The following is a 24,710-nucleotide window of genomic DNA, read 5'->3' as shown; positions in this document are numbered from 1 at the left end:
CCACGCAACCGGGGCTGCTCCCGCCACAATCGCCCCATGCACATCCTGCTCATCGAAGACGACCTGGACCTGGGCCGCGCGCTGCAGTCCGCGCTGAAGGTGGAGGGCCTGACCAGCGAATGGCTGCGCCGCGCCGTGGATGCGCCCGCCACGGTCGATGCCACCACGGTGGACTGCGTGCTGCTGGACCTGACGCTGCCCGATGGCAGTGGCTTTGACCTGCTGGCGCGCTGGCGCAACCAGACCGGGCACAGCGGGCAGGTGCCCATCATCGTGATCACCGCGCGCTCAGCGGTGGAGGACCGGCTGGCGGGCCTGGACGGCGGGGCCGATGACTTTGTGATCAAGCCCTTTGCCACGGCCGAACTGCTCTCGCGCATCCGCGCCGTGCTGCGCCGCAGCGCGCGCCAGGCCAGCGAGCGCTGGGTGCTGGGCGAGCTGGTGATCGAGCCGCGCCGCCACGCGGTGCAGCGCAATGGCATGGTGCTGGATGTGTCGCCGCGCGAGTTCCAGCTGCTGCTGGAGCTGGCGCGCGAGCCCGGCGTGGTGGTGTCCAAAAGCGTGCTGTCGCAGCGGCTGGACCCGCTGGGCGAGCCCGTGGACTTTGCGGCCATCGAGGTGCATGTGTCCAACCTGCGCCGCAAGATCGGTGCCGAGCTGATCCGCACCGTGCGGGGCGTGGGCTACTTGCTGCAAGCATGAACACCTCCAAGCCTTCTCTGCGCGCTGCCTGGGACTGGCTGGCTGAGCCCACGCTGGTGCGCCGCAGCGTCGTGTCGGTGCTGCTGGCCTTTGTGCTGGTGTGGGCCGTGCTGCTGGGCTATATCTTTGCAACCTACAAGCAGACCATCACCAACGAGCCGGGGCTGCAGAAGTATGGCGATGCCGTGCTGGTATCGCTGCAAGAGGTGACGGACCCAGCCCTCGCGGCGGCGGCGCTCGCCTCGACCGATATCTGGACCAACATCCGCCGACGACAGTTGGCCACGCTGCCGGGCACATCGCTCTACGAACTGCGGGACGCTCAGGGCCAACGCGCGTATGCGTCGCCCGGTTGGGAGCCCTTGCCTGCCCGCGCGCCCGATGGCTCCATCACCGAGACGCTCGTCAACGGTCAGGTGCACCGCATCTACGCGGGCCGCAATGCACGCTGGGCACTCACCATCGCCGACCCCAAGCGCTCCGACGCTGCGTTTTTGTCACGCAATGCGCAGTCGCTGTTGCCCTACCTGCTGCTGGCCGCACCGTTTGTGCTGCTGCCCGTCTGGCTGTCAGTGCGCAATGGTCTGCGCCCCCTGCAGCAACTGGCCTACCGCATCGCCCAGCGCAACACCGACGACCTGCAGCCCGTGGGCTTCAACGCCCGCCACCGCGAACTCAAGCCCCTGGAGCAGTCGCTGGACCACCTCTTTGCGCAGCTGCGCCAGAAGGTCGAACGCGAGCGCGCCTTTGTGCAGGACGCGGCCCACGAGATCCGCACACCGCTGGCCGTGATCACGGCCCAGGCCCATGTGATGGCCCGGTCGCAGATCGCGCAGGAGCGCACCCAGGCGCAGGCCCACCTGGAGCAGGCCATCGCCCGCACCTCGCACCTGGCGCAACAGCTGCTGGACTTGGCAGCGCTGGACGACGCCCAGCGCCCCGCCCCGCGCAACCTGGACGTGGCGCATTGGCTGCGCGCCGCGCTGGCCCAGGCGGCACCGCAGGCCATGGCGCGGCAGATCGAGCTGTCGCTGGACGCCCCCGACACCCTGGACGCCCGGCTGGACCTGCCCGCACTGGAGTCGATTGCGCACAACCTCATCGACAACGCGGTGCGCTACACGCCCAATGGCGGCAACGTGGCGGTGGCACTGCGGCGCGAGGACTCGGTGCTGCACCTGTCAGTGCAGGACGACGGGCCCGGTATTCCGGCCACCGAGCACCAGCGGGTGTTTGAGCGCTTCTACCGGGGCCTGGGACATGTCGCCACCGGCTCGGGCCTGGGCCTGGCCATCGTGCGGCAGGCAGTGCTGCGCATGGGCGGGCAGGTGCAGGTGGGTGCGGGCCTGAACGGCCGGGGCGTGGGATTTTTTGTTCGCATTCCTCTCCCCCACGGCAGCTAGGAACCCTCTGCACGCATCGAGCAACAAAGGTGCGCTGCAGACCGAGCGAGACCCCCGATGCTCACGGCGCGGCTGGCGGGAGGCCTGGTTTTTTTTCTGGGTAGCAGCCGGGCTACTGCCTCATTCAAATAGTTTAGGCTTCAACAAAAAATCCGCCAGCTGTTGGAAATAACCGACACCACGGGTTTTTCGGGACATGCAAACTTTGTCCCATGTCAACGCCTTCCTCCCCCACCGCCCGCCAGCTTTGGGACATCTCGCCGCCCGTGCACGCGGGCAGCCCTGTGTTCCCCGGCGACACGGCCTACAGCCAGCAGTGGTGCGCCACCATCGGCCCAGGCTGCCCGGTCAATGTGAGCGCGATCACGATGTCGCCCCATGTGGGCGCGCATGCCGATGCGCCGCTGCACTACGACGCACAGGGCGCCACCATTGGCGACGTATCGCTCGACGCCTTTCTGGGCCCCTGCCGCGTGATCCACGCCATCGGCTGCGGCCCGCTCATCACCTGGGAACACATCGCCCACGCCGTGAACGGCACCCTGCCGCAGCGCGTGCTGGTGCGCACCTACGAACACATGCCCGTGGACCGCTGGGACGCCCAGCTGGCCGCCTACGCGCCCGGCACCATCGAGCGCCTGGCCGACCGGGGCGTGCTGCTGGTGGGCATCGACACTGCCAGCATCGACCCGGCCGACAGCAAGACGCTGGACAGCCACCAGGTCATCCGCCGCCGGGGCCTGCGTGTGCTCGAAAACCTGGTGCTCGACGCCGTGCCCGCGGGCGACTACGAACTCATCGCCCTGCCGCTGAAGCTGACCACAGCCGATGCATCCCCCGTGCGGGCCGTGCTGCGGGCGCTGGACTAGCGCGATACACAGAATTTCAAGCATTTTTGGCTGGAAGCGCCAGTAAAACATGCGCCAACAGCTATCAATAACATAGCAATCACCTCCCCCAACGCCCATGTCCATCACCCTTCAAGACTGCCGCACCCGCGACGCCCAAGACCCGCTGCGCGCCCTGCGCGACCACTTCGCCCTGCCGCCCGGCGTGATCTATCTCGACGGCAATTCGCTGGGCGTGGCCCCCAAGGCCGCCGCTGCGCGTGTGGCCGATGTGGTCACCCGCGAATGGGGCACCGACCTCATCAAATCGTGGAACACCGCCAGCTGGTTTGACCTGCCCCAGCGCCTGGGCAACCAGCTCGCCCCGCTGATCGGCGCGGGCCAGGATGAAGTGGTGTGCACCGACAGCACCTCCATCAACCTCTACAAGGTGCTGAGCGCGGCGCTCAACATCGCCCGCGCAGACAGCCCCGCCCGCAAGCGCATCGTGAGCGAGCGCAGCAACTTCCCCACCGACCTCTACATTGCCGAAGGCTTGTGCAAGGAGCGCGGCCTGGAGCTGGTGCTGGTGGAGCCCGAAGAAATTGCCGCGTCGCTGACGAGCGACGTGGCCGTGCTGATGCTCACCCACGTGAACTACCGCACCGGCGCCATGCACGACATGGCCGCCATCACCGCTGCGGCGCACGCCCAGGGCATCCTGTGCGTGTGGGACCTGGCACACAGCGCGGGCGCAGTGCCTGTGGACCTGAACGGCGCGGGCGCCGACTTCTCCATCGGCTGCGGCTACAAATATTTGAACGGCGGCCCTGGCGCACCGGCCTTTGTGTGGGTGCACCCACGCCATGCTGACCGCTTCTGGCAGCCGCTGTCCGGCTGGTGGGGTCACGCTGCACCGTTTGCTTTCACGCCCGACTACCAACCCGCCCCGGGCATCACGCGCTACCTGTGCGGCACGCAGCCCATCATCAGCCTGTCGGCCCTGCAATGCGGGCTGGATGTGTTCACCGCTGCACAAAGCCTGGGCGGCATGGCCGCTCTGCGCGCCAAGTCGCTGGCGCTCACCGACCTGTTCATCCAGCTGGTGGAAGAACGCTGTGCAGGCCACGGCCTGGGCCTGGCCACGCCGCGTGAGCACGCACAGCGCGGCTCGCAGGTGTGCCTGACGCGCGATGAAGGCGCTGGCGTGAACGGCCAGGGCAGCGGTGCCTACGCCATCGTGCAGGCGCTGATTGCGCGCGGGGTGATCGGCGACTTCCGCAAGGGCGACGGCGGCACGGGCCGCCACAAGGACATCCTGCGCTTTGGTTTCACACCCCTGTACCTGGGCTTTGAAGACGTTTGGAACGCCGTGGAACACCTGCGCCAGGTGCTGGAGGGCGGCGAGTGGCAAAAGGCCGAGTTCAACCAGACGCACGCCGTCACCTGATCGGAAAGGCAAACCACCATGTGCCCTTTTTCGCAAACCCCTGCGGGTGACAACAACAACGCGGCATCTGCCGCCCTGCCCGAATCCATCGTGCACGCAGAGCGCGCCCAGCTCGACTTCAGCCAAAGCATGAGCTACGGCGACTACCTGCAGCTCGATGCCATCCTCACCGCACAAAAGCCGCTGTCGCCAGCGCACGACGAGATGCTGTTCATCGTGCAGCACCAGACCAGCGAGCTGTGGATGAAGCTCATGCTGCACGAGCTGCGCGCGGCCATCGGCCACATTGCGCGCGACGAGCTGCCGCCCGCTTTCAAGATGCTCGCGCGTGTCAGCAAGATCATGGAGCAGCTGGTGCACGCCTGGGACGTGCTGGCCACCATGACGCCGCCCGAGTACAGCGCCATGCGCCCGTACCTGGGCCAGTCCAGCGGCTTCCAGAGCTACCAATACCGCTGCATCGAGTTTTCGATGGGCAACAAGAACCGCGCCATGCTCAAGCCCCACGAGCACCGCGCCGACCTGCTGGCGCTGGTGCAGGCGGCTTACGAGGCACCTTCGCTGTACGACGAGGCCCTGCGCCTGCTGGCGCGGCGCGGCTTGGACGTGCCCGCCAGCCACACCGAACGCGACTGGACACAGCCCTACGTGGAGAACGACGCGGTGGAGCAGGCCTGGCTCACCGTGTACCGCAACCCCGACAAGCACTGGGACCTGTACCAGCTGGGCGAGGAGCTGACCGATCTGGAGGACGCCTTCCGCCTCTGGCGCTTCCGCCACGTGACCACCGTGGAGCGCGTGATCGGCTTCAAGCGCGGCACGGGCGGCACGGGCGGGGTGAGCTACCTGCGCAAGATGCTGGATGTGGTGCTGTTCCCCGAGATCTGGAAGCTGCGCACCGACCTGTAAGCACAACGCCGCGCCGAAAAAAATAGGCCTGTTCACCACCCCGGTGAACAGGCCTTTGAACTGCCGCCTGCGCCCTACAGAAAAGCGCAAGCAGCTATCGTTTTTATAGTTCTCTCCCTGAGTCGCAACCGGCAGCGCTTCAGTCTCCGGCCCTGGTGAACACCTGGCCTCCCGAGAGCTGGTAAGCCACGTTGTCCACCTGCAGGCTGCGCTCGTTGGCGATGTCAAAGCGGCTGTACAGCCCGGGCGTGTCGCCGTTCAGGAGGGCGGTGGACACCACCATGGAGCGCTGGGCCAGCGCGCCGGTGGTGGTGTTCACCTCCAGCTGCAAGGCGCCCTGGTAGCCCCGCACGGGTGGTGGCGTGCCTACGCCCGTGGGTGCCTGGTAGACGCGGGCGGGAAAGGCGATGCGCACCTTGCCATCCACGGCTTGCAGGTTGAGCACTGGTCGGGTGCTGTCGAGCGTGGTGATGCTGCCCCGGCCGCCCGCCGCCTGCGTGGCCAGGCGCTTGCCCTGCGCGGCATTGCGCACGTCAAACACCGCAAGCTGAAGGCCGTCGGCCACACCGCCCTGGGCGCTGTCCTTGCCCACGCCCAGCAACAGGCCGTTCGGCAGCGGCACCAGGTGGTCGGCATGGCCGCCCGCCGCCAGCTCGCCCGCCACGGTGGGGCTGGCGGGGTTGGCCAGGTCCAGCACCCACACGGGTTCGGTGGTGGCAAAGGGGGTGGCATAGGCCCGAGGGCCTGCAAAGAACAGGTTGTCAATCTGCTGGTCGCCCCGCGCCGTGCGCAGCCGGATGGGAAGCTTGGCCTGCGGGCCCAGATAGCTGTCGCGGCCGCTGTCGCGCAGCACGGTCAGCAGCGCGGGGGAGGCCTGCTGGGCCTGAATGGTCACCGGCGGCATGCCGCTCTGGCCCGTCTTGCCGGTGAAGGTCAGCACGCGCAGATCGTTCTGGTATTCGTTCAGGCGCGATGGCAGGCGGCGCAGGTCCCAGCCCAGGTGGCCGTCCACGCTGCCCGATGCGTCGTAGTCCACCTGCGCGCCACGGAAGGTGAACTTGTGGATGTCGGTGCGGCTGTCGGCCGGGAACACGGCGTTGGCCACATCGCCGCCATAGCGGTACTGCCGCGAGCTGGCCACATACACGCTGCGCGCGCCCAGATGCACCGCCTCGCTGCCGCCCGCAAAGCAACGGCTGGTGCGCGCCAGGCTGGACGAGGTGAGGTCGATGGCCGTGATGGACGTGAGCTGCAGCGACAGCGACGCGTTGCCCGTCTGCACCAGGCAGTCGGCCTCGTTGACCAGCGGCTGCGGCTGGCCACCATCCACGCGCAGGGTGGGGACCAGCGCGGCGGTGTTCAGGTCCTTGAGTGCTGCTTCCACCGCCGATGCCGTGGCCCCTGCCGGTACGGTAAAACGTGTGAGGTCGGGCGACCAGGTGGTGACCAGGTACAGCGTGTTGCCAATCAGGCGGCTGCCCACCAGCAGACCATCGATACGCATCTGCTTGATCTGCGCGGGCGCCATGTCCTTGTGGATGGCAAACAGGTCCAGCGACAGCGTGCGGCTGTACTCCGGCAACACGGTGATACCAGCGTCGGCCGCAGCCACCACGGGCTGGCGGTCGGCATACGGGTCTCGCTGCGACAGCACGGCAGCGCGCGTGCCGCCGCCCGCCACATAAAAGCCCTGGGGGATGAACTTGGCGTCCAGCACCGCGCTGCCCACGCCGGTCAGGCTGCCGTCGGCCGCGCGGGCCAGGGCGGCCAGGCGCGGCGGCTCGCGGCCGGTGTCGGTGGCGTAGGCGCGGTGCAAGCCATACAGCATGTTGCCCTCGGCCTTGATGAGGCCGTCTTCCTCCACCGCCGTGCCTGCCAGCGGCACACCGGTGTGGGTGACCACGCTGCCCGCGCTGCTCAAGCCACCCACGGTGGGCACGGTGATGGCCGTGCCCGGGTAGCCCAGCGCCACCCGCTGCGCAATCTTGGCCTTGAAGTAGGCCACCAGATCGCCAGAACGCGCCACCTGCAGCCGCGCCTCGTTGGGGGTCTGCGGGTTGCCGCCCTCCCCGCCACCGCAGCCCGCCACGAATGCGGCGGTGGCCACGGCCAGCCATGCGGGCGACGCATGGGACATGCCCGCCAATGTGTTCATCAACCCTCGGTTCTTCATGTGCTTGTTCTCCCTGTGAATGCGGATACCCACGGCGAGGCGTCGGCTTGCGCCCACACCGCATCGTAGATGAGTGGGATAATATCCCACACAATTTCCAGCCGTCAACCAGATGACAATCACAGCCTGCACCTGACACCCGCCGCGTCTCGGCCCTTTTTTTTCATGCCCTCCCGCTCCGCCATCGTTCTGGCCTCTGCCCTGCACGTGCTGCGCCCTCTGGCGCGCCTGCTGCTGCGCAATGGCGTGGCCTACCCCGCGTTTGCGGCGGCGATGAAGAAGGTGTTTCTGGACGCTGCGCACGACGAGCTGCAGCGCACGGGCAAAAAAACCACCGACAGTGCAGTGAGCCTCATGTCGGGCGTGCACCGGCGCGATGTGCGCAACCTGGGCCGCTTGGCCGAGCCCACCGCTGAAGAAGAAGCTGGCGAAACCCCGTTGAACATGGCCAGCCAGGTGGCCGCGCGCTGGCTGAGCCAGACGGATTGCTTGGACGACGAGGGCCAGCCCCGCCCCCTGCCCCGCAGCGGCGAGCCCCCGCACTTCGACGGCCTGGTGGCCAGCATCAGCAGCGATGTGCGGCCCCGAGCGGTGCTTGACGAACTGGTGCGCCTGGGCATGGCCGAGGAAGGCGAGGACGGCCAGATCCGCCTGCTGGCCGCCGGTTTTGTGCCGCGCCAGGGCTTTGCCGAGATGGCGCAGCTGATGCAGGACAACCTGCACGACCATTTGGCCGCCGCCAGCCTCAACCTGGAGGGCGAGCACAACTACTTGGAGCAGGCCGTGTTTGTGGACCAGCTCAGCGAAGAATCAGCCCGCCGCCTGCACGCCGTGGCCGCCAAGGCATGGCGCCAGGCCTTCAAGACGGTGATGACCGAGGCCCAGGCCCGCTACGACCACGACCAGAAAAACACCCCACCTGGCGAGCGCAACCGGCGCGCCCGCTTTGGCAGCTACTTCTATGCCGCAGACCAAGATGAACGTCCTTCCTGAACTCTGGGCCCGGGCGGCCCGGCTGCTGGCCACCGCCGCTGCCCTGCTGGTGCTGGCCGCCTGCGGTCCCGGCACCGGCGGCACGGGCACTGGCCCGATCAACGGCACGGTCTATTTCTCGGGCGCGGGTTTCACGGTGGGTGCCCCCTGCGCGCTGCATTGCGGTGGCGCAGAGCTGCTGCTGGAAAACGAGCGGGTGGAACTCAGCATCAGCTGCCAGCGCTTTGTGTTCACCGGCCCGTGGCAGATCGATGCGCAGGGCGTGGCGCTGCTGCAGGGCACGCTGGAAACCACGGAATTTGCCAACGGGGGCGAGCCCCAAACCCGCACCGTGGCCGCCGAGATGCAATTGCACTTCAGCGACACCCGCGCCGACAGCAGCCGCGAGGTGGTCGTCACCGTGCGGGACGCACAGGGCAACCTGCTGGTCGCCCCCCGCATGCTGGAGCAGCGCCCTGCGTCTGCAGCAGCCGCCCCTGGCGCCTGCACGCCCGAGGCGCGCTGAAACGACACAGGGCCTGTGCAGACAGGCTGCACAGGCCCTGAAAAAAGCGAAAACCACACCAGCCCATCACAGGCTGGGGTCAAAGGGGGCAGGTTACTGGACGCCAGCCACCATCATGCCGCGGTTGCTGCGGCACCAGATCGGTGCCAGGTGTCCAATCTGGATCGTCAGCTCATTGCCCTTGCCCAGCACCGTGGTGGGGCCGTTGCTGTAGGCATAGCCGCTGTCAGCGGCCTGTTTGGGCAGTTCCACCGTCCAGCCGCTGCGGCGCATCACGCTGCGTCCCTGCTCGGGGTAGAACTGCATCTCGACCTTTTCACCATTGCCGCAGGCGTATTGCATGCTGCTGCCATCGGCGGGGGCGTTGAACGCCTGCATCACCGGGGGCTGGCTTGCGCAGCCCGACAACAACAAGGTAGCCAACGCACCCGAACCCAGCAAAACCATCGTCTTCATCGGTCACTCCTGACATCGCGGCGCAGCCTCGCAGCCCGCCCGACAACTTCCATCCAACGGCTTGTGGCCACCGGCCCACAGGGCCTTTTCAGCGCCCCTGCCTGCCACCTAAGCACAAACCTTGCCATTCACCACCACCTGCACCATCCTGATTGCGAGAGACCGAAATCTGCGATTCCAGAACCGTGGCCAACACCCGGTGCAGCGCATGGACACAAGATTGCCCCACGCCCCCGGCACCGTCATTGGGGTCATCCCCACATCGAGAGCCTCCTCTAAAGTCTGCCTACGCCCTGTGGCGCCCTCATGACGGCGCCTGCGACCTGCTGACAAGGCCCAATTGGGTGCATTCAAAAGCCCAATCCACGGTTCAAACCGCCGATTGCTGGCACAAGCGCCCCAAAACGGGCAACATCCGATGCGTTTGGTGGGGTATGTAGCGGGCGGACTGGGACATACCCTAAGAGCCCCCGAACCAGCCCACCTGCAGGCGCCGCCCCGGTGGCACCGCTCCGTCCGTCGGCGACAGCGGCGCCTGTGCTCTGCGGGTAACCTCGCCGGGCCTGATGGCCGAGGGAGAGCCCCTCCCGACAGCCGCCGGCATCTGCCCTGGAGACCTCCCCCCGTGCCCACATCGCAGCCCTCTGCACCGCTTCTTGCCCCCGGCGCCGCATGGACCATGCTGCTGGCGCTGGTGTCAGGCTTTGCGCTGAGCCAGGCCTTTCGCACCATCACGGCCATCATGGCGACGGGCTTGCGGGCCGAGTTCGGCCTGTCGGCGCAGGCGCTGGGGGTGTTTGCCGGAGCCTTTGCGTTTGCCTTTGGCACCATGCAGCTGTTCATGGGCATTGGCATCGATCTGTACGGTGTGCGGCGCACGCTGCTGTTGGCTTTTCCGCTCACCATTGCGGGCGCGGTGCTGTCAGCACTGGCGCCTGGCTATGGCACGGTGCTGCTGGGACAGGTGCTGATTGGTGTGGGCTGCGCGCCCGCGTTTTTGGTGTGCACCGTGTTCATCGCACGCTACTTTCCCGCGTCGCGGTTTGCCATGGTGTCGGGCGTGGCCATGGGGGTGGGCGGACTGGGCATGCTATTTACCGGCACGCCCCTGGCGTGGCTGGTGCAACAGTCGTCCTGGCGCATGGGGTTTGGCGTGCTGGCGGGCCTGGCGGCGCTGGCCTGGCTGCTGATCTTCTGGAAGGTGCATGAGCCCGCGCAGGCCGCCCATGAAGACGCCCCGCGCGAGTCGGTGCTGCAGGCGGTGCGCGGCTTTGGCGCCCTGTTTCTGCTACCGCACACCGCCGGCATCATGCTGCTGGCGCTGATGACGTATGCCTCTTTCCTCACGCTGCGCGGGCTGTGGCTGGGCCCACTGTTGATCGAGCGGCACGGCTATTCGCTGGTGGCCAGCGGCAACGTGGCCATGCTGTCGTCGCTGGTGTCGCTGTTCAGTCCGGCCTTTTTTGGTCGGCTGGACCCCGGCCCCACACGGCGCAGGCGCTGGCTGCTGGGCTTTACCGCCCTGCTGGGGGCCGTGTTTGCGGCCATGGGCTTTCTGCACGCCGAGTGGCTGGACGTGGGGGGCTCCATTGCCGTGGGGCTGCTGTCCGGCTACATGGTGCTGCAGTATTCGGACGTTCGCTCGGCCTACGCCCCCGCCGTCACGGGGCGCGCCATGGCGGTGTTCACCATGGCGATGTTTCTGGGCGTGGCGTTGATGCAGTGGGTGACGGGCGTGGCCGCATCCATTGCCACGGCGCGGGGCGCCGACCCCTATGTGGCGGTGATGCTGACCATTGCCACCATGCTGGGTGTCGGCGCGCTGGCCTTCAGGCTGCTGCCCGCGCCCGCGCATTGATCCGTGCGGGGCCTGGCGGGCACAGCGCTGCGCCGGTGCCCACCACGCGCCACCACTGCAGCACGCCAAACACCAGCTCGAATGCGGCAAAACCCAGCACGATGGCATTGGCCCCGTGCGCCACGGCATAGATCAGCCAGGCGGCAAACAGAAACCGCGCCACGCCATCCAGCCGCCCCAGCAACACCGTGGGCGCCACGATGCGCGCCACCGACCACACCACCACCACCGAGCCCAGCAGGTTGGCCAGCAGCATGTGCGTGGCGTCGAGCGGGTGCAAGATGCCTGGCAGCGCAAGCGTCTGGGCCAGCAGGTTCAGCTGGGCGTAGAGCCAGGCAAAGGTCCAGGGCAGGGCAAAAGGCCAGGTGACCAACAGGTCGTACCAGCCGCTGGCGCGCACGATGCGCAGGTAACGGTCGGAAGCAAAAGCGGGGATGTGCATGACAGGAAGCCTCTGAATGAATCAATGAGGCCCCTAGCTTCCACCTTGAAGTACGCTTCAGGGTCAAGCACTTTGTTCTTTGTTGTTGGAGGGAGCGTGGAATGCTGATCGGAGAACTGGCTACGGCCTCAGGTTTGAGTCGCGAGGCGCTGCGTTTTTATGAACAGCAGGGTCTCATCCGCGCACGACGGCTCGGCAACGGCTACCGCGACTATCCGCCCGAGGTGGTGACGCTGGTGCAGTACATCCGCACTGCGCAGCAGCTGGGATTTACCCTGGCCGAGATTGGCGACAGGCTGCCCGCCATCTGGGACGCCGCCGAGCCCGGCCCCGCGCTGGCGCAGGTGCTGGCTGCCAAGCTGCAGGAGATTGACGAACGCATCGCGGCGCTGCAGGCCCTGCGCCAGACGCTGGCCGAGCGCGTGGCCACCGACTGCCCGCTGCAGGCCCGGGCGCCCCGCACCCAGGCACTCTCACCCTTTTTTTGAGTCAAATTGGGCGATAGCGTTAGTGCAACATTCGCTTTCAGCTATCAAAACAAGAGCAAACACATCGCCCACCGCCAGCTGCAGCATCCCGAAGACGCGGCGGCACCAGGGCACACCGCTCATGCCGCTGCTGCGGGCACCTGGTGCAGCACCACCGCGTGGTTGCCATCGGCGTCCGCGCTCTCGATCTGCACCCCAAAGCCCCACAGCCGGGCCACGTGCTTGAGCACCTCGTGCGTGTCGTCGGCCAGCGGGCGGCCCTGGTACTGGGTGTGGCGCAGGGTCAGGCTGCGGTCGCCGCGCAGGTTCACGTTCCACACCTGGATGTTGGGCTCGCGCGTGCCCAGGTCGTACTGCTGCGACAGCAGCTGGCGCAGGCTGCGGTAGCCGTTTTCATCGTGGATCTCGCTGACCAACAGCTCGCGCTCATTGGCATCGTCGTGCAGCGCAAAAAGGCGCATTTCGCGCATCAGATGGGGACTGAGGTACTGGCCGACGAAGCTCTCGTCCTTGAAGTTGCGCATGGCATGGTCCAGCGCAGGCAGCCAGGGCGTGCCTGCGATGTCGGGGAACCAGTGCCGGTCCTCCGCCGTGGGGTGCTGGCAGATGCGCTGGATGTCGCGGTACATGGCAAAGCCCAGCGCGTAGGGGTTGATGCCGCTGTAGGCGCGGTGCCCCACGGGCGGCTGGTAGATGACGTTGGTGTGCGAGCCCAGCCATTCGATCATCACCCCATCGCTGAGGTAGCCTTCGTCGTACAGCGTGTTGAGCAACGTGTAGTGCCAGAAGGTGGCCCAGCCTTCGTTCATCACCTGGGTCTGGCGCTGCGGGTAGAAATACTGCGCGATTTTGCGCACGATGCGCACAATCTCGCGCTGCCACGGCTCCAGCAAGGGTGCGTGTTTTTCGATGAAGTACAGGATGTTCTCCTGCGGCTCCTGCGGAAAGCGGTTGTGCTCCTGCGCCGCATCCTCCTTGCCAGGGCGCGTGGGCAAGGTGCGCCACAGCTCGTTCACCTGCTGCTGGGCATAGGCCTCGCGCTGCTCACGCTCCAGGCGCTCGCGCGCCAGGTTCTTTTTGGAGGGGCGGCGGTAGCGGTCCACACCAAAGTTGGCCAGGGCATGGCACGAGTCCAGCAGCCGCTCCACGTCGCCCGTGCCATAGCGTTCTTCACACTGCGCCACATAGTCCTTGGCATACACCAGGTAGTCGATGATGCTGGACGCATCGGTCCACATGCGAAACAGGTAGTTGCCCTTGAAGAAGCTGTTGTGCCCGTAGGCGGCGTGGGCAATCACCAGCGCCTGCATGGCGGTGGTGTTCTCCTCCATCAGGTAGCTGATGCAGGGGTTTGAGTTGATGACGATCTCATAGGCCAGCCCCATGTGGCCGCGCCGGTAGCGCCGCTCGGTGGCCAGAAACTCCTTGCCGTAGCTCCAGTGCCGATAGTTCACCGGCATGCCCACGCTGGAGTAGGCGTCCATCATCTGCTCGGCGGTGATGACCTCCAGCTGGTTGGGGTAGGTGTCGAGGCCGAAGCGCTCCGCAGTAGCCGCAATGGCGGCGTGGTAGCGCTCGATCAGCTCGAACGTCCAGTCGCTCGGGTCGGGCAGCGGCTCTGTGGGCCGTGCCCCGGCGGGCAGGGGCTGACCGGGCACCGCGCGGTGGCGGCGCTCGCCCACGGCAGCGGTCTTCCAGGGGTTGTCGCTGAGGCGCCGCTCCAGCACGGGGTACTGCACAACGTTGTTCATGCGGCCACCCCTTCTTTCTTGAAGAGGTCGCGGAACACGGGGTAGATGTCTCCGGGTGCGGCGACCTTGCGCATCGCAAAGTGGGCGGACAGCGGCGCCAGCTGGCTGTACTCTTCCCACAGGTTCTGTTCTTCCTCGGCCACCTGCACATAGGCAAAGTAGCGCACCAGCGGCAGGATCTTGTCCACCAGCAGGTTGCGGCAGATGCCGCTGTCGTTGGTGAAGTTGTCGCCATCGCTGGCCTGGGCCACATAGATGTTCCAGTCGCCCTGCGGGTAGCGCGCACGGATGATCTGGTCCAGCAGCACGAGCGCGCTGCTCACCACCGTGCCGCCGCTTTCGGTGGAGTGAAAGAACTGCTCCTCGCTCACCTCGGCTGCCTGGGTATGGTGGCGAATGAACACGATGTCGATGGTCTCGTAGTGCCGCGTGAGAAACAGGTACAGCAGGATGAAAAACCGCTTGGCCAGGTCCTTGCGCGTCTCATCCATGGAGCCCGACACATCCATCACGCAGAACATCACCGCTTGGCTGCTGGGCACAGGCACCGGCGTGCGGGCGCGAAAGCGCAGGTCGATGGGGTCGAGGTAGGGAATCTTGCCGATGCGCGCCATGAGCGCATCGATGCGGCGCTGCAACTCAGCTACCGCCTCGCTGGTGCCGTCGTCCTGCGCCAGCAGCGCATCCAGCTCGGCTTGCAGCGCCAACAGCTCGCGGTGCGCCGACTTGCCCAGCGCAATGCGCCGACCTAAAGCACCGCGCATGGTACGTAGCACGGCCAGATTGTTGGGGATGCCGTCCTGGCTGAAGCCTGCGCGGCGCGACTTCCACTGCGGGTTCTCGCCAATGTGGGTGCGCAGCAGGTGCGGCAGCGCCAGGTCTTCAAAAAAGAGCTGCATGAACTCTTCCTTGGTCAGCGTGAAGGTGAAGTCGTCCTCACCCTCGCCGCTGTCACTGGCCTGCGAACCGCGCCCGCCCGCCCCACCCTGCGGCCGCTCGATGCGGTCGCCACGCACATGGTCCGCATTGCCGGGGTGCACCATGTCGCGGATACCGCCCTGGCCGTGGTGGAACACGGGCTCGCTGATGTCCTTGCGCGGGATGGTGATGTTCTCGGCTTGCTCCATGTCGCGGATGCCGCGCTGCGAAACGGCACGGCGCACCGCATCCGCGATCTGCTCCTTGTAGCGGCGAACAAATCGCTCACGGTTGCCCACCGACTTGTTCTTGCCAGCGAGCCTGCGGTCGATGATTTGCAATGCCATCCGTTGCTCCAGTTCCCCATGCAGGGCCTGTGGCCCTGGCACCGACCTTAGCTACTCTTACGCACGCGCAGGTACCACTCGCACAGCAGCCGCACCTGCTTGGGCGTGTAGCCCTTGTTGACCATGCGGGTGACAAAGTCCTCGTGCTTGCGGGCCTCTTCGGCGCTGGCCTTGGCGTTGAAGCTGATCACCGGCAGCAGCTCTTCGGTGTTGGAGAACATCTTCTTCTCGATCACCAGGCGCAGCTTTTCGTAGCTGGTCCAGCTCGGGTTCTTGCCCTGGTTGTTGGCACGTGCCCGCAGCACGAAGTTGACGATCTCGTTGCGGAAGTCCTTGGGGTTGGCGATGCCTGCGGGCTTCTCGATCTTCTCCAGCTCGGCATTGAGCGCGCCGCGGTCGAACACCTCGCCGGTGTCGGTATCGCGGTATTCGTTGTCCTGGATCCAGTAGTCGGCGTAGGTGACGTAGCGGTCAAAGATGTTCTGGCCGTACTCGCTGTAGCTTTCCAGATAGGCGGTCTGGATCTCCTTGCCGATGAACTCGGCATAGCGTGGCGACAGGAACTCCTTGATGTAGCCGGTGTACTTGGTCTCCAGCTCGGCCGGGAACTGTTCGCGCTCGATCTGCTGCTCCAGCACATACATCAGGTGCACCGGGTTGGCCGCCACCTCGGCGCTGTCGAAGTTGAACACCTTGGACAAAATCTTGAACGCAAAACGCGTGGAGATGCCCGTCATGCCCTCGTCCACGCCCGCGTAGTCGCGGTACTCCTGATAGCTCTTGGCGCGCGGGTCGGTGTCCTTCAGGCTCTCGCCGTCGTACACCTGCATCTTGCTGAAGATGCTGGAGTTCTCGGGCTCCCTCAGCCGCGTGAGGATGGCGAACTGCGCCATCATCTTGAGCGTGCCCGGCGCGCACACAGCGTTGCCCAGCGATGACTCGCGGATGAGCTTTTCGTAGATGCGCGTTTCCTCGCTCACGCGCAGGCAGTACGGCACCTTGACGATGTAGATGCGGTCGAGAAACGCCTCGTTGTTCTTGTTGTTGCGAAACGCCTTCCACTCGCTTTCGTTGCTATGGGCCAGCACCACGCCGTCAAACGGGATGGCGCCAAAGCCTTCGGTGCCCTTGTAGTTGCCCTCCTGCGTGGCGGTGAGCAGCGGGTGCAACACCTTGATGGGTGCCTTGAACATTTCCACAAACTCCAGCAGGCCCTGGTTGGCCAGGCACAGGCCGCCGCTGTAGCTGTAGGCATCGGTGTCGTCCTGCGCAAAAGTTTCGAGCTTGCGGATGTCCACCTTGCCCACCAGGCTGGAGATGTCCTGGTTGTTCTCGTCGCCCGGCTCGGTCTTGGCGATGCCCACCTGCTTGAGCACGCTGGGGTAGCGCTTGACCACACGGAACTGGCGGATGTCGCCGCCATACTCTTCCAGCCGCTTCACTGCCCAGGGCGACAGCACGCGCTGCAGGTAGCGGCGCGGAATGCCAAACTGTTCCTCCAGCACCGGGCCGTCTTCTGCGGCGTCGAACAGGCCCAGCGGCGACTCGTTGACCGGAGAGCCCTTGAGCGCATAGAACGGCACCTTCTGCATCAGGGCCTTGAGGCGCTCTGCAATGGAGCTCTTGCCGCCACCCACGGGGCCCAGCAGGTAAAGGATCTGCTTGCGCTCCTCCAGCCCTTGCGCGGCATGGCGGAAGAAGCTCACCACCTGCTCGATGGACTCCTCCATGCCGTAGAACTCGGTGAAGGCGGGGTAGCGTTTGATGACCTTGTTGGCAAAGAGCCGCGACAGGCGGGGGTCGTTGCGCGTGTCCACCATCTCGGGCTCGCCAATGGCGGCCAGCATGCGCTGGGCCGATGTGGCGTAGGCCATGGGATCACGTTTGCACTCGGCGAGGTACTCGTCGATCGACATTTCCTCTTCGCGGCTACGGGCATAGCGCGCGGCGAAGTTGCTGATGGCATCCATACGACCTCCTGTGGCGGCACCCCTGGCGGGCTCAGGTGGTACCACGGTGTTGCATTGGCAATCACTACCGGCTTGGTACGTTGTAGCACCACGAACTGCGCTTGAACAGCGAATTCGCGGGCATGTGACTGGCCTTTTTGTGGCGTTGCACACACAGTGGTAGAGCGTGGCACACTGCACGAAGTTCACCCTGCAAAACGCTCGCAGGGGTTGCCCCGGATAGGGAATGTCCTGACAACCGTGCGATGCCGTTCACCCACCCTGCTGGGTCAGGAAACGGACGGTTTCTGACGGGCGGTTGTCACCACCCGGTACCTCACAACGAGCTGGCGCTGGAGCCATCGCCCCGGTACAGCCAGGGCACATCCAGCACGCGCTCACCCAGCAAACGCAACGACAGGTCGCGCCCCCAGCGCACGGGCCCCGTGGCGTGGAAGATGCGACCATTGCGCGTGGACCGGGCCTGCACCCGCGCGTTGCGCTGCCAGCGGTTGAGCGCGTAGCGGCGCAGGCGCAGCGGTACATCGAGGTCGTGCATGGCCAGTGCACGCTGCAACTCGGCCGCGTCTTCGATCGCCATGCCCGCACCCTGCGCCAGGTACGGCCGCATGGGGTGCGCGGCATCGCCCAACAGGCCCACCAGGCCCTGCGCCATCTCGTCGGCGCTGCGCACCGGCGGGCGGTCGCACAAGGGCCACAGGCGCCAGCCTGCACCACCCACGGCAGTCACGCTGCGCACCACGTCTTGCAGCGCTGTGCAGGTGCCTTGCAGCGCGTGCTCCAGGCCTGCGGCATTGGCGGCGTGGTCCCAGTTCTCCAAGTCTTGCGGTGCGGGCCCTTGCACGATGACCACCAGGTTCTGCAACTCGCCCCGGCGCACGGGGTACTGCACCGCATGCAGGCGCGGGCCCAGCCACGCGGTGACCTGTGCCGTGCGCAAGGCGTCGGGCAGCGCATGCTGCGGCACCAGCGCGCGGTAGGCCAGGTGCCCCGTCACGCGCAGCGGCACAGCACCCAGAAGCTGGGTGCGGGTGCGGCTCCACAGGCCATCGGCACCGATCAGGGCATCGCCCTCGACCTGCTTGCCGCGGCTGGTGCGCACAGTCACCACGCCGTCGGCATCGGCAAAGCTGTCGATCGCATGGTCCAGGTGCAGTTGCGTGTCGGTGTATTTGGTCACGGCAGACAGCAGCAGGCCATGCAGGTCCGCACGGTGAATGGTGGCGTAGGCCGCGCCATAGCGTTCCACCGCCGTGGGCCCCAGGGGCAACACGGCCAGTTCTTTGCCGCTGACGGCGTTGCGCACCTGCAAGCGGCTGGGGAAGGCCGCCACCGCTTGCAGCGGCTGCTGCAGGCCCCATGCCTGCAAGCGGCGCACTACGTTGGGCCCGATCTGCACGCCCGCACCCACTTCGCTGAATGCAGCAGCGCGCTCGTACAGCCGCACATCCCATCCCGCCCGCGATGCGCCCAACGCAGCGGCCAAGCCGCCAATGCCGCCACCGGCGACCAACACCTGTTTTTTCATGGTGCGATTGTGAACTGCGCGCGCTGGCGGGCCTTTGCCTTAACGCAGGTCATAGCGCAGGCCGCAGTGCCCGCTCCAGCACTTCGGCAGGCATGGGCCGGCCAAACAGGTAGCCCTGAAAGGCCTTGCAGCCGTAGCGCTGCAGAAACTCCAGCTGGCCCGTGGTCTCCACGCCCTCGGCCACCACCGCCAGGTCCAGGCTGTCGGCCAGGGCCAGGATGGTGCGCACAATGGCAGCATCATTGGGGTCGGTCTGCAGATCGCGCACAAAGCCCTGGTCGATCTTGAGCTGGTCGAGCGGCAGCCGCTTGAGGTAGCTCAGGCTGGAATAGCCCGTGCCAAAGTCGTCGAGCGAGAAGCCCACGCCGTAGCGGCGCAGGTGCTCCATGCGGGCAATCACGTCCTCGACATCGGCCATCAACAGGCTCTCGGTGAGTTCGAGCTTCAGGCGCTCCGGGTTGGCGCCCGTGGCATCCAGCACGCCCAGCACCTGCTCCACAAAGTCGGGCTGACGGAACTGCCGCACGCTCACGTTCACCGACAGGAAGAACTGCCGGGTGAGCGAGCTGCGCGACCAGGCCACCAGCTGTGCGCAGGCAGTCTCCAGCACCCACTGGCCCAGTGGCAGGATGAGCCCGGTCTGCTCTGCCAGCGGAATGAATTCGGCGGGGGACACCATGCCCCGGCGCGGGTGGCGCCAGCGCACCAGGGCCTCGGCGCCCTGCAAGCGGCCTTTGCCGTCCACCACGGGCTGGTAGTACAGCACCAGCTCCTTCTCCTGCAAGCCCCGGCGCAGGTCGGCCTCCAGGGCCGAGCGGTTGCTCACGGCCGCCTGCATGTCGGGGTCGAAGAAGCGCTGGGTGTTGCGCCCCGCCGCCTTGGCCTGGTACATGGCCAGGTCCGCATGTTTGAGCAGCTCGTCCACGCTCACGGTCTGCTGGCCAAACAGCGCAATGCCGATGCTGGGCGTACTGTGGTGGCTGGCATCGCCCAGCGCATACGGCTTGCCGAGCGTAGTGGCGATGTGGCTGGCCACCAGAGCGGCCTCGGCGCTGGCGTGGGCGGGGTCGGGGCTGAGACCCTCCACCAGCACCACGAACTCGTCGCCCCCAAAACGGGCCACGGTGTCGGACTCCCGCACGCAGCCTTTCAGGCGCTGCGCCACCTGCAGCAGCAGCTGGTCGCCGGTGTCATGGCCCAAGGTGTCGTTGAGGTCCTTGAAATTGTCGAGGTCGATGAAAAGCAGCGCGCCCTGGGTGTCAGAACGCGCCACCGCCAGCGTGGCGTGTTGCAGCCGGTCCACCAGCAGGCGGCGGTTGGGCAGGCCAGTCAGTGAGTCATAAAATGCCAGGCGTTCGATCTGGCTCTCGACCTGCTTGCGCTCGGTGATGTCGCGGCCCACGCCCCGGTAGCCACGCAGGGCGCCATTGGCACCAAACACGGGTACACCGCTGACTGAGATCCAATGCATGCTGCCGTCGGCGCGTCGGCGTTGCAGCTCCAGGTCGCGGAACGGCTGGTGTGCCGCCAGCACGGCGCGGTGCGCAGCCCAGTCGACGTCGGTCATGTTCAGGGCGCCGATCTCCCAGCGCGTGCGCCCCATCACATCCGACAGCGGGATGCCGTTCACGCTCAGGTCCCCTGCCAGCTGCACGAAGCGGCCCTCGGCGTCGTGCTCCCAGTACCAATCGGACGACAGGTCGCTCAGCGACCGGAAGCGTGACTCGCTCTCGCGCAGCTCGTTTTCCACACGCACGTAGTCGCTCACATCGGCAAACGTGCGCACCAGGCTGCCGTCAGCCAGCGAGGTGGTGCGCACCTCGAAGGTACGGCCATCGCGCGTGGTGCGCCAGTACAAGGCCGGGGCGGGGGCCACAGCGCCCTGGGCCACGTAGTCGTGCCCGCGCCGGTCCACCAGGCGGTACCCCTCGCCGAAGTCCCCGCGCTCGGCCTGCACGCGCGTCAGGTCGGCCAGCGTGGGGCGCGTGGCCATCAGCGACTCGGGCAGGTTCAGCAGCTCCAGCACCCGCTCGTTGTAGACGGTGATGCGGCCGTCGGGCCCGGTCTTGAAGATGCCCTGGCTCATGCTGCCCAGCGTGGCCTGCAGTGCCGAGCGCTGCTCCTGCAGCATGGTCAGCGCCTCCTGCCAGATGCGGGCGTCCACCATGCGCACGGGCTGGCCCTGCCCTTTGGCGCCCTGCACCAGCGCCACCAGGCGGTTCAGCAGCTCGCTCAGGTGCGCCGCGCCATCGGCCTCGCGCAGCACGTAGTCGCCCAGCCCGCAACGAAACGCGCGCGCAGCCAGGGCCTCTTGCGCTGCGTCGATGCACATCAGCACCGGACGGCCCGCACACAGCTCCAGCAAGCCCGGTAGCTCCTGGTCGGTGGGCTTGAGGCACAGCACCACGGCGCCCCAGGCCTGGCTGGCCAGAGGCGCTTTGGCAGTTTCGGGCGTGGGGCTGTTGACCACGCGCCAGTCGGGGTAGCGCGCCGCCATGAGCCGCCGTGCAGCCGCCGCATGCTGAGTATCGATGTCCACCCACAGGATGCCCACGCCGTTCATGGATGCGGCCCCTGTTGTGCAAGGAGTGCCGCCGGCGGCCGTGCCGAGTGTCCGGGCAGATGTTCACGCTCAAACAACTCCGCAGGCCCGGGTCTCCCAAACAGATACCCCTGGAACCCCTCACACCCATGCAGCCTCAGAAAGCTCAGCTGCCCTGTCGTCTCCACCCCCTCCGCCACCACCTCCAGGTCCAGGCTCTTGGCCAGCGCCAGGATGGTCCGAACAATCGCCGCGTCGTTCGGGTCTGTCAGCACGTCCCGCACGAAGCTCTGGTCGATCTTCACCTGGTCCAGTGGCAGGCGCTTGAGGTAGGACAGGGACGAGTAGCCGGTGCCGAAGTCGTCGAGCGCAAAGCCCACGCCTTCGCTTTTGAGTTGCACCATGCGTGCAATGGTGTCTTCGATGTCTCCCAGCAGCAGGCTTTCGGTGAGTTCGAGCTTGAGTTGCCGGGGGTCTGCGTTGTGGTTCTTGAGGGTTTGCAGCACTTCGGCCACGAAGCCGGGTTGGCGGAATTGGCGGGCGCTGACGTTCACGGAGATAGACAGGTGGGCGGTGTCTGGGTGTTGGCTCCAGCGCTGCAGTTGTTCGCAGGCGGTCTGGAGCACGTATTGGCCCAGGGGGAGGATGAGGCCGGTCTGTTCTGCCAGGGGGATGAAGTCGCCGGGGCTGATCATGCCGCGCTGGGGGTGGCGCCAGCGCACGAGGGCTTCTGCGCCCAGGAGGCGGGCGTGGTGGTCCACGACGGGCTGGTAGTGCACGAGCAACTCGCCCCGGGCCAGGCCCTGGCGCAGGTCGGCTTCGAGGTTGGAGCGGGCGTTCACCGCCGCCTGCATGTCGGGGTCGAAGAAGCGCTGGGTGTTGCGCCCTGCGGCTTTGGCCTGGTACATGGCCAGGTCGGCGCGTTTGAGCAGTTCGTCCACCGTGAGGCGTTCGTCGCCAAAGAGGGTGATGCCGATGCTGGGGGTGCTGTAGTGCTGGGCGCCGTCCAAGTCAAAGGGCTGGTTCAGGCTGGCCAGGAGTTTCTCGGCCACGGTTTCTGCCTGGGTGGCGGCGTTTTGCAGGTCGGGGGCCAGGGCTTCGAGCATGACGACGAATTCGTCGCCGCCAAAGCGGGCGACGGTGTCGGCTTCGCGCACGCTGCCCACCAGGCGGGTGGCGACCTGGGACAGGAGCTGGTCGCCCATGTCGTGGCCCAGGGTGTCGTTGAGGTCCTTGAAGTTATCGAGGTCGATGAACAGCAGAGCGCCGAGGTTCTTGGTGCGCTGGCAGGCGGCCAGGGAGCGTTGCAGGCGATCTAGCAGCAGGCGGCGGTTGGGCAGACCGGTGAGGGCGTCGTAGAACGCCAGGCGTTCGATCTCTTGCTCTGCTCGCTTGCGGTCTGTGATGTCACGGCACACGCCCAGCAGACCCGTCACGCGGCCATGCAGGTCGCGGATGGGCGTCTTGATGGTCTCGAACTGCCCCTGGTAGCCGTCCTCCGCAAAAGTGAGCGTTTCTTCGTACACCAGCGGTTGCCAGGCCTGCATGGCACGCTGGTCGTACTTGCGAAAGCGCTCGGCGTCGGCGGGTGCCACCAGGTCGAAATCGCTAAAGCCCACAATCTGGCTCTCCGGGTGGCCCGCAAAACGCTCGAACACCGGGTTGACCGACAGGTACACCCCGTTGGTATCTTTCATGAACACCATGTCCGGCATGGCATTGACCACGCTGGCCAGGTGCGCCTTTTGCTGGGCCAGCTCCTGCTCGATGCGCTTGAGCGCCGTCAAGTCGTAGGCAAACAGCACCACGGCCGCCACCCCCAGGGCAGTCACGCTTTCGGGCGCGATGGTGGTGTGGCGAAACTGCATGCCGTCGGGGCCGTCGATGCGGTTTTCAAACACCGCCGTCTCGCCCGCAAAGGCTTTTTCCAGGTGCGGATGGATGCGTGCAAACACTTCGGGCGCAATCACGTCCTGCAGCCGCTGGCCTTCCAGGGCCTGCGGCGTGGTGTACAGCCAGCGTGCCTGCTGTTCGTTGACGTACAGGACGCGCAGGTCACGGTCAATCCGCGACACACCGCCGGGCACATGGCGCAGCGTATTGGCCATCAGTGCCTGCTGGGCGTGCGCGGCCTCTTCGGCCTGGTGGTGGGCGGTGATGTCCGTTTGCACGCCGTCCCACAGCACCCGGCCGTCCTGCAGTCGGCGCGGCGACGAACTCAGGTGCATCCAGCGCACCTGGCCATCGGTGCGCCGCAACCGAAAAACCGCCTCCAGACTGGTCATGGACAGGTAGGACTGGCGCTCGGCCTGGCGGAGCCGGTCAAGGTCTTCCGGGAGGATCTGCCGGTACAGCACACCCGCGTCCCGCAGCACGTCTTCGGCACTCACCCCATTGAGCCGCTCGATGGCTTCGCCCATGTGCACACAATGCACGCGGCCATCCAACTCGCGCACGATCTGGAACAACACGCTGTGCGGCAGGTTGCGCCCCAGCAACGACAGACGGCCCTCGCTCTCGCGCAACCGGCTCTCAGCCTCCTGGATGCGCGCAAACGGGCGGCGGATGCCCGCTTCAAACACCGCCTGGTACAGCAACGCGTAGGCCACCACCCGAAAACCATGGGCCAGTACCCCGCCCAGCGTTGAATGTCCGCCGAAAACACCCACGGTGACCTCGCCACCCACGAACGCGGTGGCCGCCCAGGCGAACAGGCGCTCGCGCGGAAACTCCTCGCGGCGGCTGCGCCGGTGCAGCAATACCGCGCAGGCACCCAGTGCCAGGGCAAGACCTGCGGCCACGGCCTGGCGCAGGGCTCCCTCCGCGGCATGCGCAAACCACTGCGGCAGGGGGCCGAGCGACGAGCCCGCCAGCACCAGCGTGACGCCCCCAGCCACTGCCAGCCAGGCGCGGCTAGGGCCCGGAGCCGACAGGCGCGTCGCGGTCAGGCCCAGCGTCAAGACCTCGGCCACGCGCGCCCAGGTGCTCAGCCACAGAGATATGTCGGCATTGCCCGACGGCATCTGTGCATCACCGGAATGCGCCAGGACCCCGTGCAGAAAATTACAGGCCGCCGCTATGCCGAAACCCACCACCAGTACATTGGCACGCGCCTGCTCCGGCGCCTCCAGGGCGTGCAAGGAGACCGACACCACCAGCAGCCCCAGCAGCACCGCCACGAGCTCCAAAAACGGCTCCAGCCCATGCTGTGTGCCAACCCCATCTCCCAGCATTTGAGCCAGTGGCAGCACCACCAGCGCAAGCACCGCCACGACCAGCACCACGGTGATGGCGGGCGCGTCCGACCAGGGCACGCGCACTGTCGGAGGTCTGTTGGGAGGGGGCATGGACAACGGGATGAAAGGCAGTGCCAGCGAAATGGCCGCACAACGTCACAAGTGTATCTACGCGTAAGGAAATGACCAGAGCGCTCGCCCCATGAAAAACG

The 24,710-nt window shown here is 66.5% G+C and carries 18 protein-coding genes; 9 read left to right on the top strand and 9 right to left on the bottom strand.

Annotated features, from left to right (window positions below; genetic code table 11):
- Positions 1–36 precede the first annotated feature (36 nt).
- The 5 genes from C8C99_RS02465 (at position 37) to kynA (ending at position 5,291) form a co-directional block, all read left to right on the top strand.
- Entirely contained in the window at positions 37–702 is a 666-nt protein-coding gene (locus tag C8C99_RS02465) for a response regulator transcription factor (RefSeq protein ID WP_108624863.1), read from the top strand.
- Entirely contained in the window at positions 699–2,105 is a 1,407-nt protein-coding gene (locus tag C8C99_RS02460) for a HAMP domain-containing sensor histidine kinase (RefSeq protein ID WP_108624862.1), read from the top strand. The genes C8C99_RS02465 and C8C99_RS02460 overlap by 4 nt, the downstream gene beginning before the upstream one ends.
- Before the next feature lie 212 nt (positions 2,106–2,317).
- Positions 2,318–2,974 (top strand): arylformamidase, encoded by a 657-nt coding sequence (gene kynB / locus C8C99_RS02455; protein WP_108624861.1) that lies wholly within the window; start codon positions 2,318–2,320, stop codon positions 2,972–2,974.
- 97 nt (positions 2,975–3,071) lie between these two features.
- Positions 3,072–4,382: a kynureninase gene (kynU, locus tag C8C99_RS02450; protein WP_108624860.1), complete on the top strand. Its 1,311-nt coding sequence runs from the start codon at positions 3,072–3,074 to the stop codon at positions 4,380–4,382.
- Between the two features lie 18 nt (positions 4,383–4,400).
- Positions 4,401–5,291: a tryptophan 2,3-dioxygenase gene (gene kynA, locus C8C99_RS02445; protein WP_108624859.1), complete on the top strand. Its 891-nt coding sequence runs from the start codon at positions 4,401–4,403 to the stop codon at positions 5,289–5,291.
- Between the two features lie 139 nt (positions 5,292–5,430).
- Here kynA and C8C99_RS02440 read toward each other — a convergent pair whose 3' ends face one another.
- A complete protein-coding gene (locus C8C99_RS02440) occupies positions 5,431–7,464 on the bottom strand; it encodes a beta-propeller domain-containing protein (protein ID WP_158274151.1) in 2,034 nt (677 codons plus the stop codon).
- Between the two features lie 165 nt (positions 7,465–7,629).
- On the opposite strand from C8C99_RS02440, the gene C8C99_RS23900 reads away from it, so the two are divergent.
- Both C8C99_RS23900 and C8C99_RS02430 read left to right on the top strand, forming a co-directional pair.
- On the top strand, positions 7,630–8,457 hold the full coding sequence (locus C8C99_RS23900) for a DUF6502 family protein (RefSeq protein ID WP_158274150.1): 828 nt from the start codon (positions 7,630–7,632) through the stop codon (positions 8,455–8,457).
- Positions 8,441–8,962 (top strand): hypothetical protein, encoded by a 522-nt coding sequence (locus C8C99_RS02430; RefSeq protein ID WP_108624856.1) that lies wholly within the window; start codon positions 8,441–8,443, stop codon positions 8,960–8,962. The genes C8C99_RS23900 and C8C99_RS02430 overlap by 17 nt, the downstream gene beginning before the upstream one ends.
- A 93-nt stretch (positions 8,963–9,055) precedes the next feature.
- Here C8C99_RS02430 and C8C99_RS02425 read toward each other — a convergent pair whose 3' ends face one another.
- Entirely contained in the window at positions 9,056–9,418 is a 363-nt protein-coding gene (locus C8C99_RS02425; RefSeq protein WP_056639650.1) for an MliC family protein, read from the bottom strand.
- 679 nt (positions 9,419–10,097) lie between these two features.
- Between C8C99_RS02425 and C8C99_RS02420 the strand changes: the two genes are divergently transcribed.
- Complete coding sequence (locus C8C99_RS02420; protein ID WP_108624855.1) at positions 10,098–11,276, top strand: MFS transporter; 1,179 nt, start codon at positions 10,098–10,100, stop codon at positions 11,274–11,276.
- Here the strand turns inward: C8C99_RS02420 and C8C99_RS02415 are convergent.
- Positions 11,248–11,718: a hypothetical protein gene (locus C8C99_RS02415; protein WP_108624854.1), complete on the bottom strand. Its 471-nt coding sequence runs from the start codon at positions 11,716–11,718 to the stop codon at positions 11,248–11,250. The genes C8C99_RS02420 and C8C99_RS02415 overlap by 29 nt on opposite strands.
- Before the next feature lie 101 nt (positions 11,719–11,819).
- On the opposite strand from C8C99_RS02415, the gene C8C99_RS02410 reads away from it, so the two are divergent.
- Positions 11,820–12,206, top strand: a complete 387-nt coding sequence (locus C8C99_RS02410; protein WP_108624853.1) for a MerR family transcriptional regulator — start codon at positions 11,820–11,822, stop codon at positions 12,204–12,206.
- Positions 12,207–12,325: 119 nt separating this feature from the next.
- Here the strand turns inward: C8C99_RS02410 and C8C99_RS02405 are convergent, their stop codons facing one another.
- From C8C99_RS02405 to C8C99_RS02380, 6 genes are all read right to left on the bottom strand, one after another.
- Complete coding sequence (locus C8C99_RS02405; RefSeq protein ID WP_108624852.1) at positions 12,326–13,957, bottom strand: SpoVR family protein; 1,632 nt, start codon at positions 13,955–13,957, stop codon at positions 12,326–12,328.
- On the bottom strand, positions 13,954–15,222 hold the full coding sequence (locus tag C8C99_RS02400; RefSeq protein ID WP_108624851.1) for a YeaH/YhbH family protein: 1,269 nt from the start codon (positions 15,220–15,222) through the stop codon (positions 13,954–13,956). Before C8C99_RS02400 ends, C8C99_RS02405 begins: the two co-directional genes overlap by 4 nt.
- Before the next feature lie 47 nt (positions 15,223–15,269).
- A complete protein-coding gene (locus C8C99_RS02395) occupies positions 15,270–17,192 on the bottom strand; it encodes a PrkA family serine protein kinase (protein WP_108624850.1) in 1,923 nt (640 codons plus the stop codon).
- Positions 17,193–17,508: 316 nt separating this feature from the next.
- Positions 17,509–18,720: an FAD-dependent monooxygenase gene (locus C8C99_RS02390; protein ID WP_108624849.1), complete on the bottom strand. Its 1,212-nt coding sequence runs from the start codon at positions 18,718–18,720 to the stop codon at positions 17,509–17,511.
- A 49-nt stretch (positions 18,721–18,769) separates the two neighbouring features.
- Positions 18,770–21,283: a bifunctional diguanylate cyclase/phosphodiesterase gene (locus C8C99_RS02385; RefSeq protein WP_108624848.1), complete on the bottom strand. Its 2,514-nt coding sequence runs from the start codon at positions 21,281–21,283 to the stop codon at positions 18,770–18,772.
- Positions 21,280–24,609 (bottom strand): EAL domain-containing protein, encoded by a 3,330-nt coding sequence (locus C8C99_RS02380; RefSeq protein WP_108624847.1) that lies wholly within the window; start codon positions 24,607–24,609, stop codon positions 21,280–21,282. The genes C8C99_RS02385 and C8C99_RS02380 overlap by 4 nt, the downstream gene beginning before the upstream one ends.
- Positions 24,610–24,710: the final 101 nt, after the last annotated feature.

The organism is Acidovorax sp. 107, from assembly GCF_003058055.1.
In the GTDB taxonomy this organism is placed as follows: Bacteria; Pseudomonadota; Gammaproteobacteria; order Burkholderiales; family Burkholderiaceae_C; genus Acidovorax.
The sequence above is the reverse complement of the archived record's forward strand: the minus strand, read 5'-3'. Positions and strand labels throughout refer to the sequence as shown.

Excerpts from the sequence above, each read along its gene's own strand:
- C8C99_RS02400 (WP_108624851.1), bottom strand. The coding sequence starts at position 15,222 with ATGGCATTGCAAATCATCGACCGCAGGCTCGCTGGCAAGAACAAGTCG.
- C8C99_RS02415 (WP_108624854.1), bottom strand. The coding sequence starts at position 11,718 with ATGCACATCCCCGCTTTTGCTTCCGACCGTTACCTGCGCATCGTGCGC.
- C8C99_RS02425 (WP_056639650.1), bottom strand. The coding sequence starts at position 9,418 with ATGAAGACGATGGTTTTGCTGGGTTCGGGTGCGTTGGCTACCTTGTTG.
- C8C99_RS23900 (WP_158274150.1), top strand. The coding sequence starts at position 7,630 with ATGCCCTCCCGCTCCGCCATCGTTCTGGCCTCTGCCCTGCACGTGCTG.
- C8C99_RS02465 (WP_108624863.1), top strand. The coding sequence starts at position 37 with ATGCACATCCTGCTCATCGAAGACGACCTGGACCTGGGCCGCGCGCTG.
- C8C99_RS02410 (WP_108624853.1), top strand. The coding sequence starts at position 11,820 with ATGCTGATCGGAGAACTGGCTACGGCCTCAGGTTTGAGTCGCGAGGCG.
- kynB (WP_108624861.1), top strand. The coding sequence starts at position 2,318 with ATGTCAACGCCTTCCTCCCCCACCGCCCGCCAGCTTTGGGACATCTCG.
- C8C99_RS02380 (WP_108624847.1), bottom strand. The coding sequence starts at position 24,609 with ATGCCCCCTCCCAACAGACCTCCGACAGTGCGCGTGCCCTGGTCGGAC.
- kynA (WP_108624859.1), top strand. The coding sequence starts at position 4,401 with ATGTGCCCTTTTTCGCAAACCCCTGCGGGTGACAACAACAACGCGGCA.
- C8C99_RS02395 (WP_108624850.1), bottom strand. The coding sequence starts at position 17,192 with ATGGATGCCATCAGCAACTTCGCCGCGCGCTATGCCCGTAGCCGCGAA.
- C8C99_RS02385 (WP_108624848.1), bottom strand. The coding sequence starts at position 21,283 with ATGAACGGCGTGGGCATCCTGTGGGTGGACATCGATACTCAGCATGCG.
- C8C99_RS02430 (WP_108624856.1), top strand. The coding sequence starts at position 8,441 with ATGAACGTCCTTCCTGAACTCTGGGCCCGGGCGGCCCGGCTGCTGGCC.
- C8C99_RS02420 (WP_108624855.1), top strand. The coding sequence starts at position 10,098 with ATGCTGCTGGCGCTGGTGTCAGGCTTTGCGCTGAGCCAGGCCTTTCGC.
- C8C99_RS02405 (WP_108624852.1), bottom strand. The coding sequence starts at position 13,957 with ATGAACAACGTTGTGCAGTACCCCGTGCTGGAGCGGCGCCTCAGCGAC.
- C8C99_RS02390 (WP_108624849.1), bottom strand. The coding sequence starts at position 18,720 with ATGAAAAAACAGGTGTTGGTCGCCGGTGGCGGCATTGGCGGCTTGGCC.
- kynU (WP_108624860.1), top strand. The coding sequence starts at position 3,072 with ATGTCCATCACCCTTCAAGACTGCCGCACCCGCGACGCCCAAGACCCG.
- C8C99_RS02460 (WP_108624862.1), top strand. The coding sequence starts at position 699 with ATGAACACCTCCAAGCCTTCTCTGCGCGCTGCCTGGGACTGGCTGGCT.
- C8C99_RS02440 (WP_158274151.1), bottom strand. The coding sequence starts at position 7,464 with ATGAAGAACCGAGGGTTGATGAACACATTGGCGGGCATGTCCCATGCG.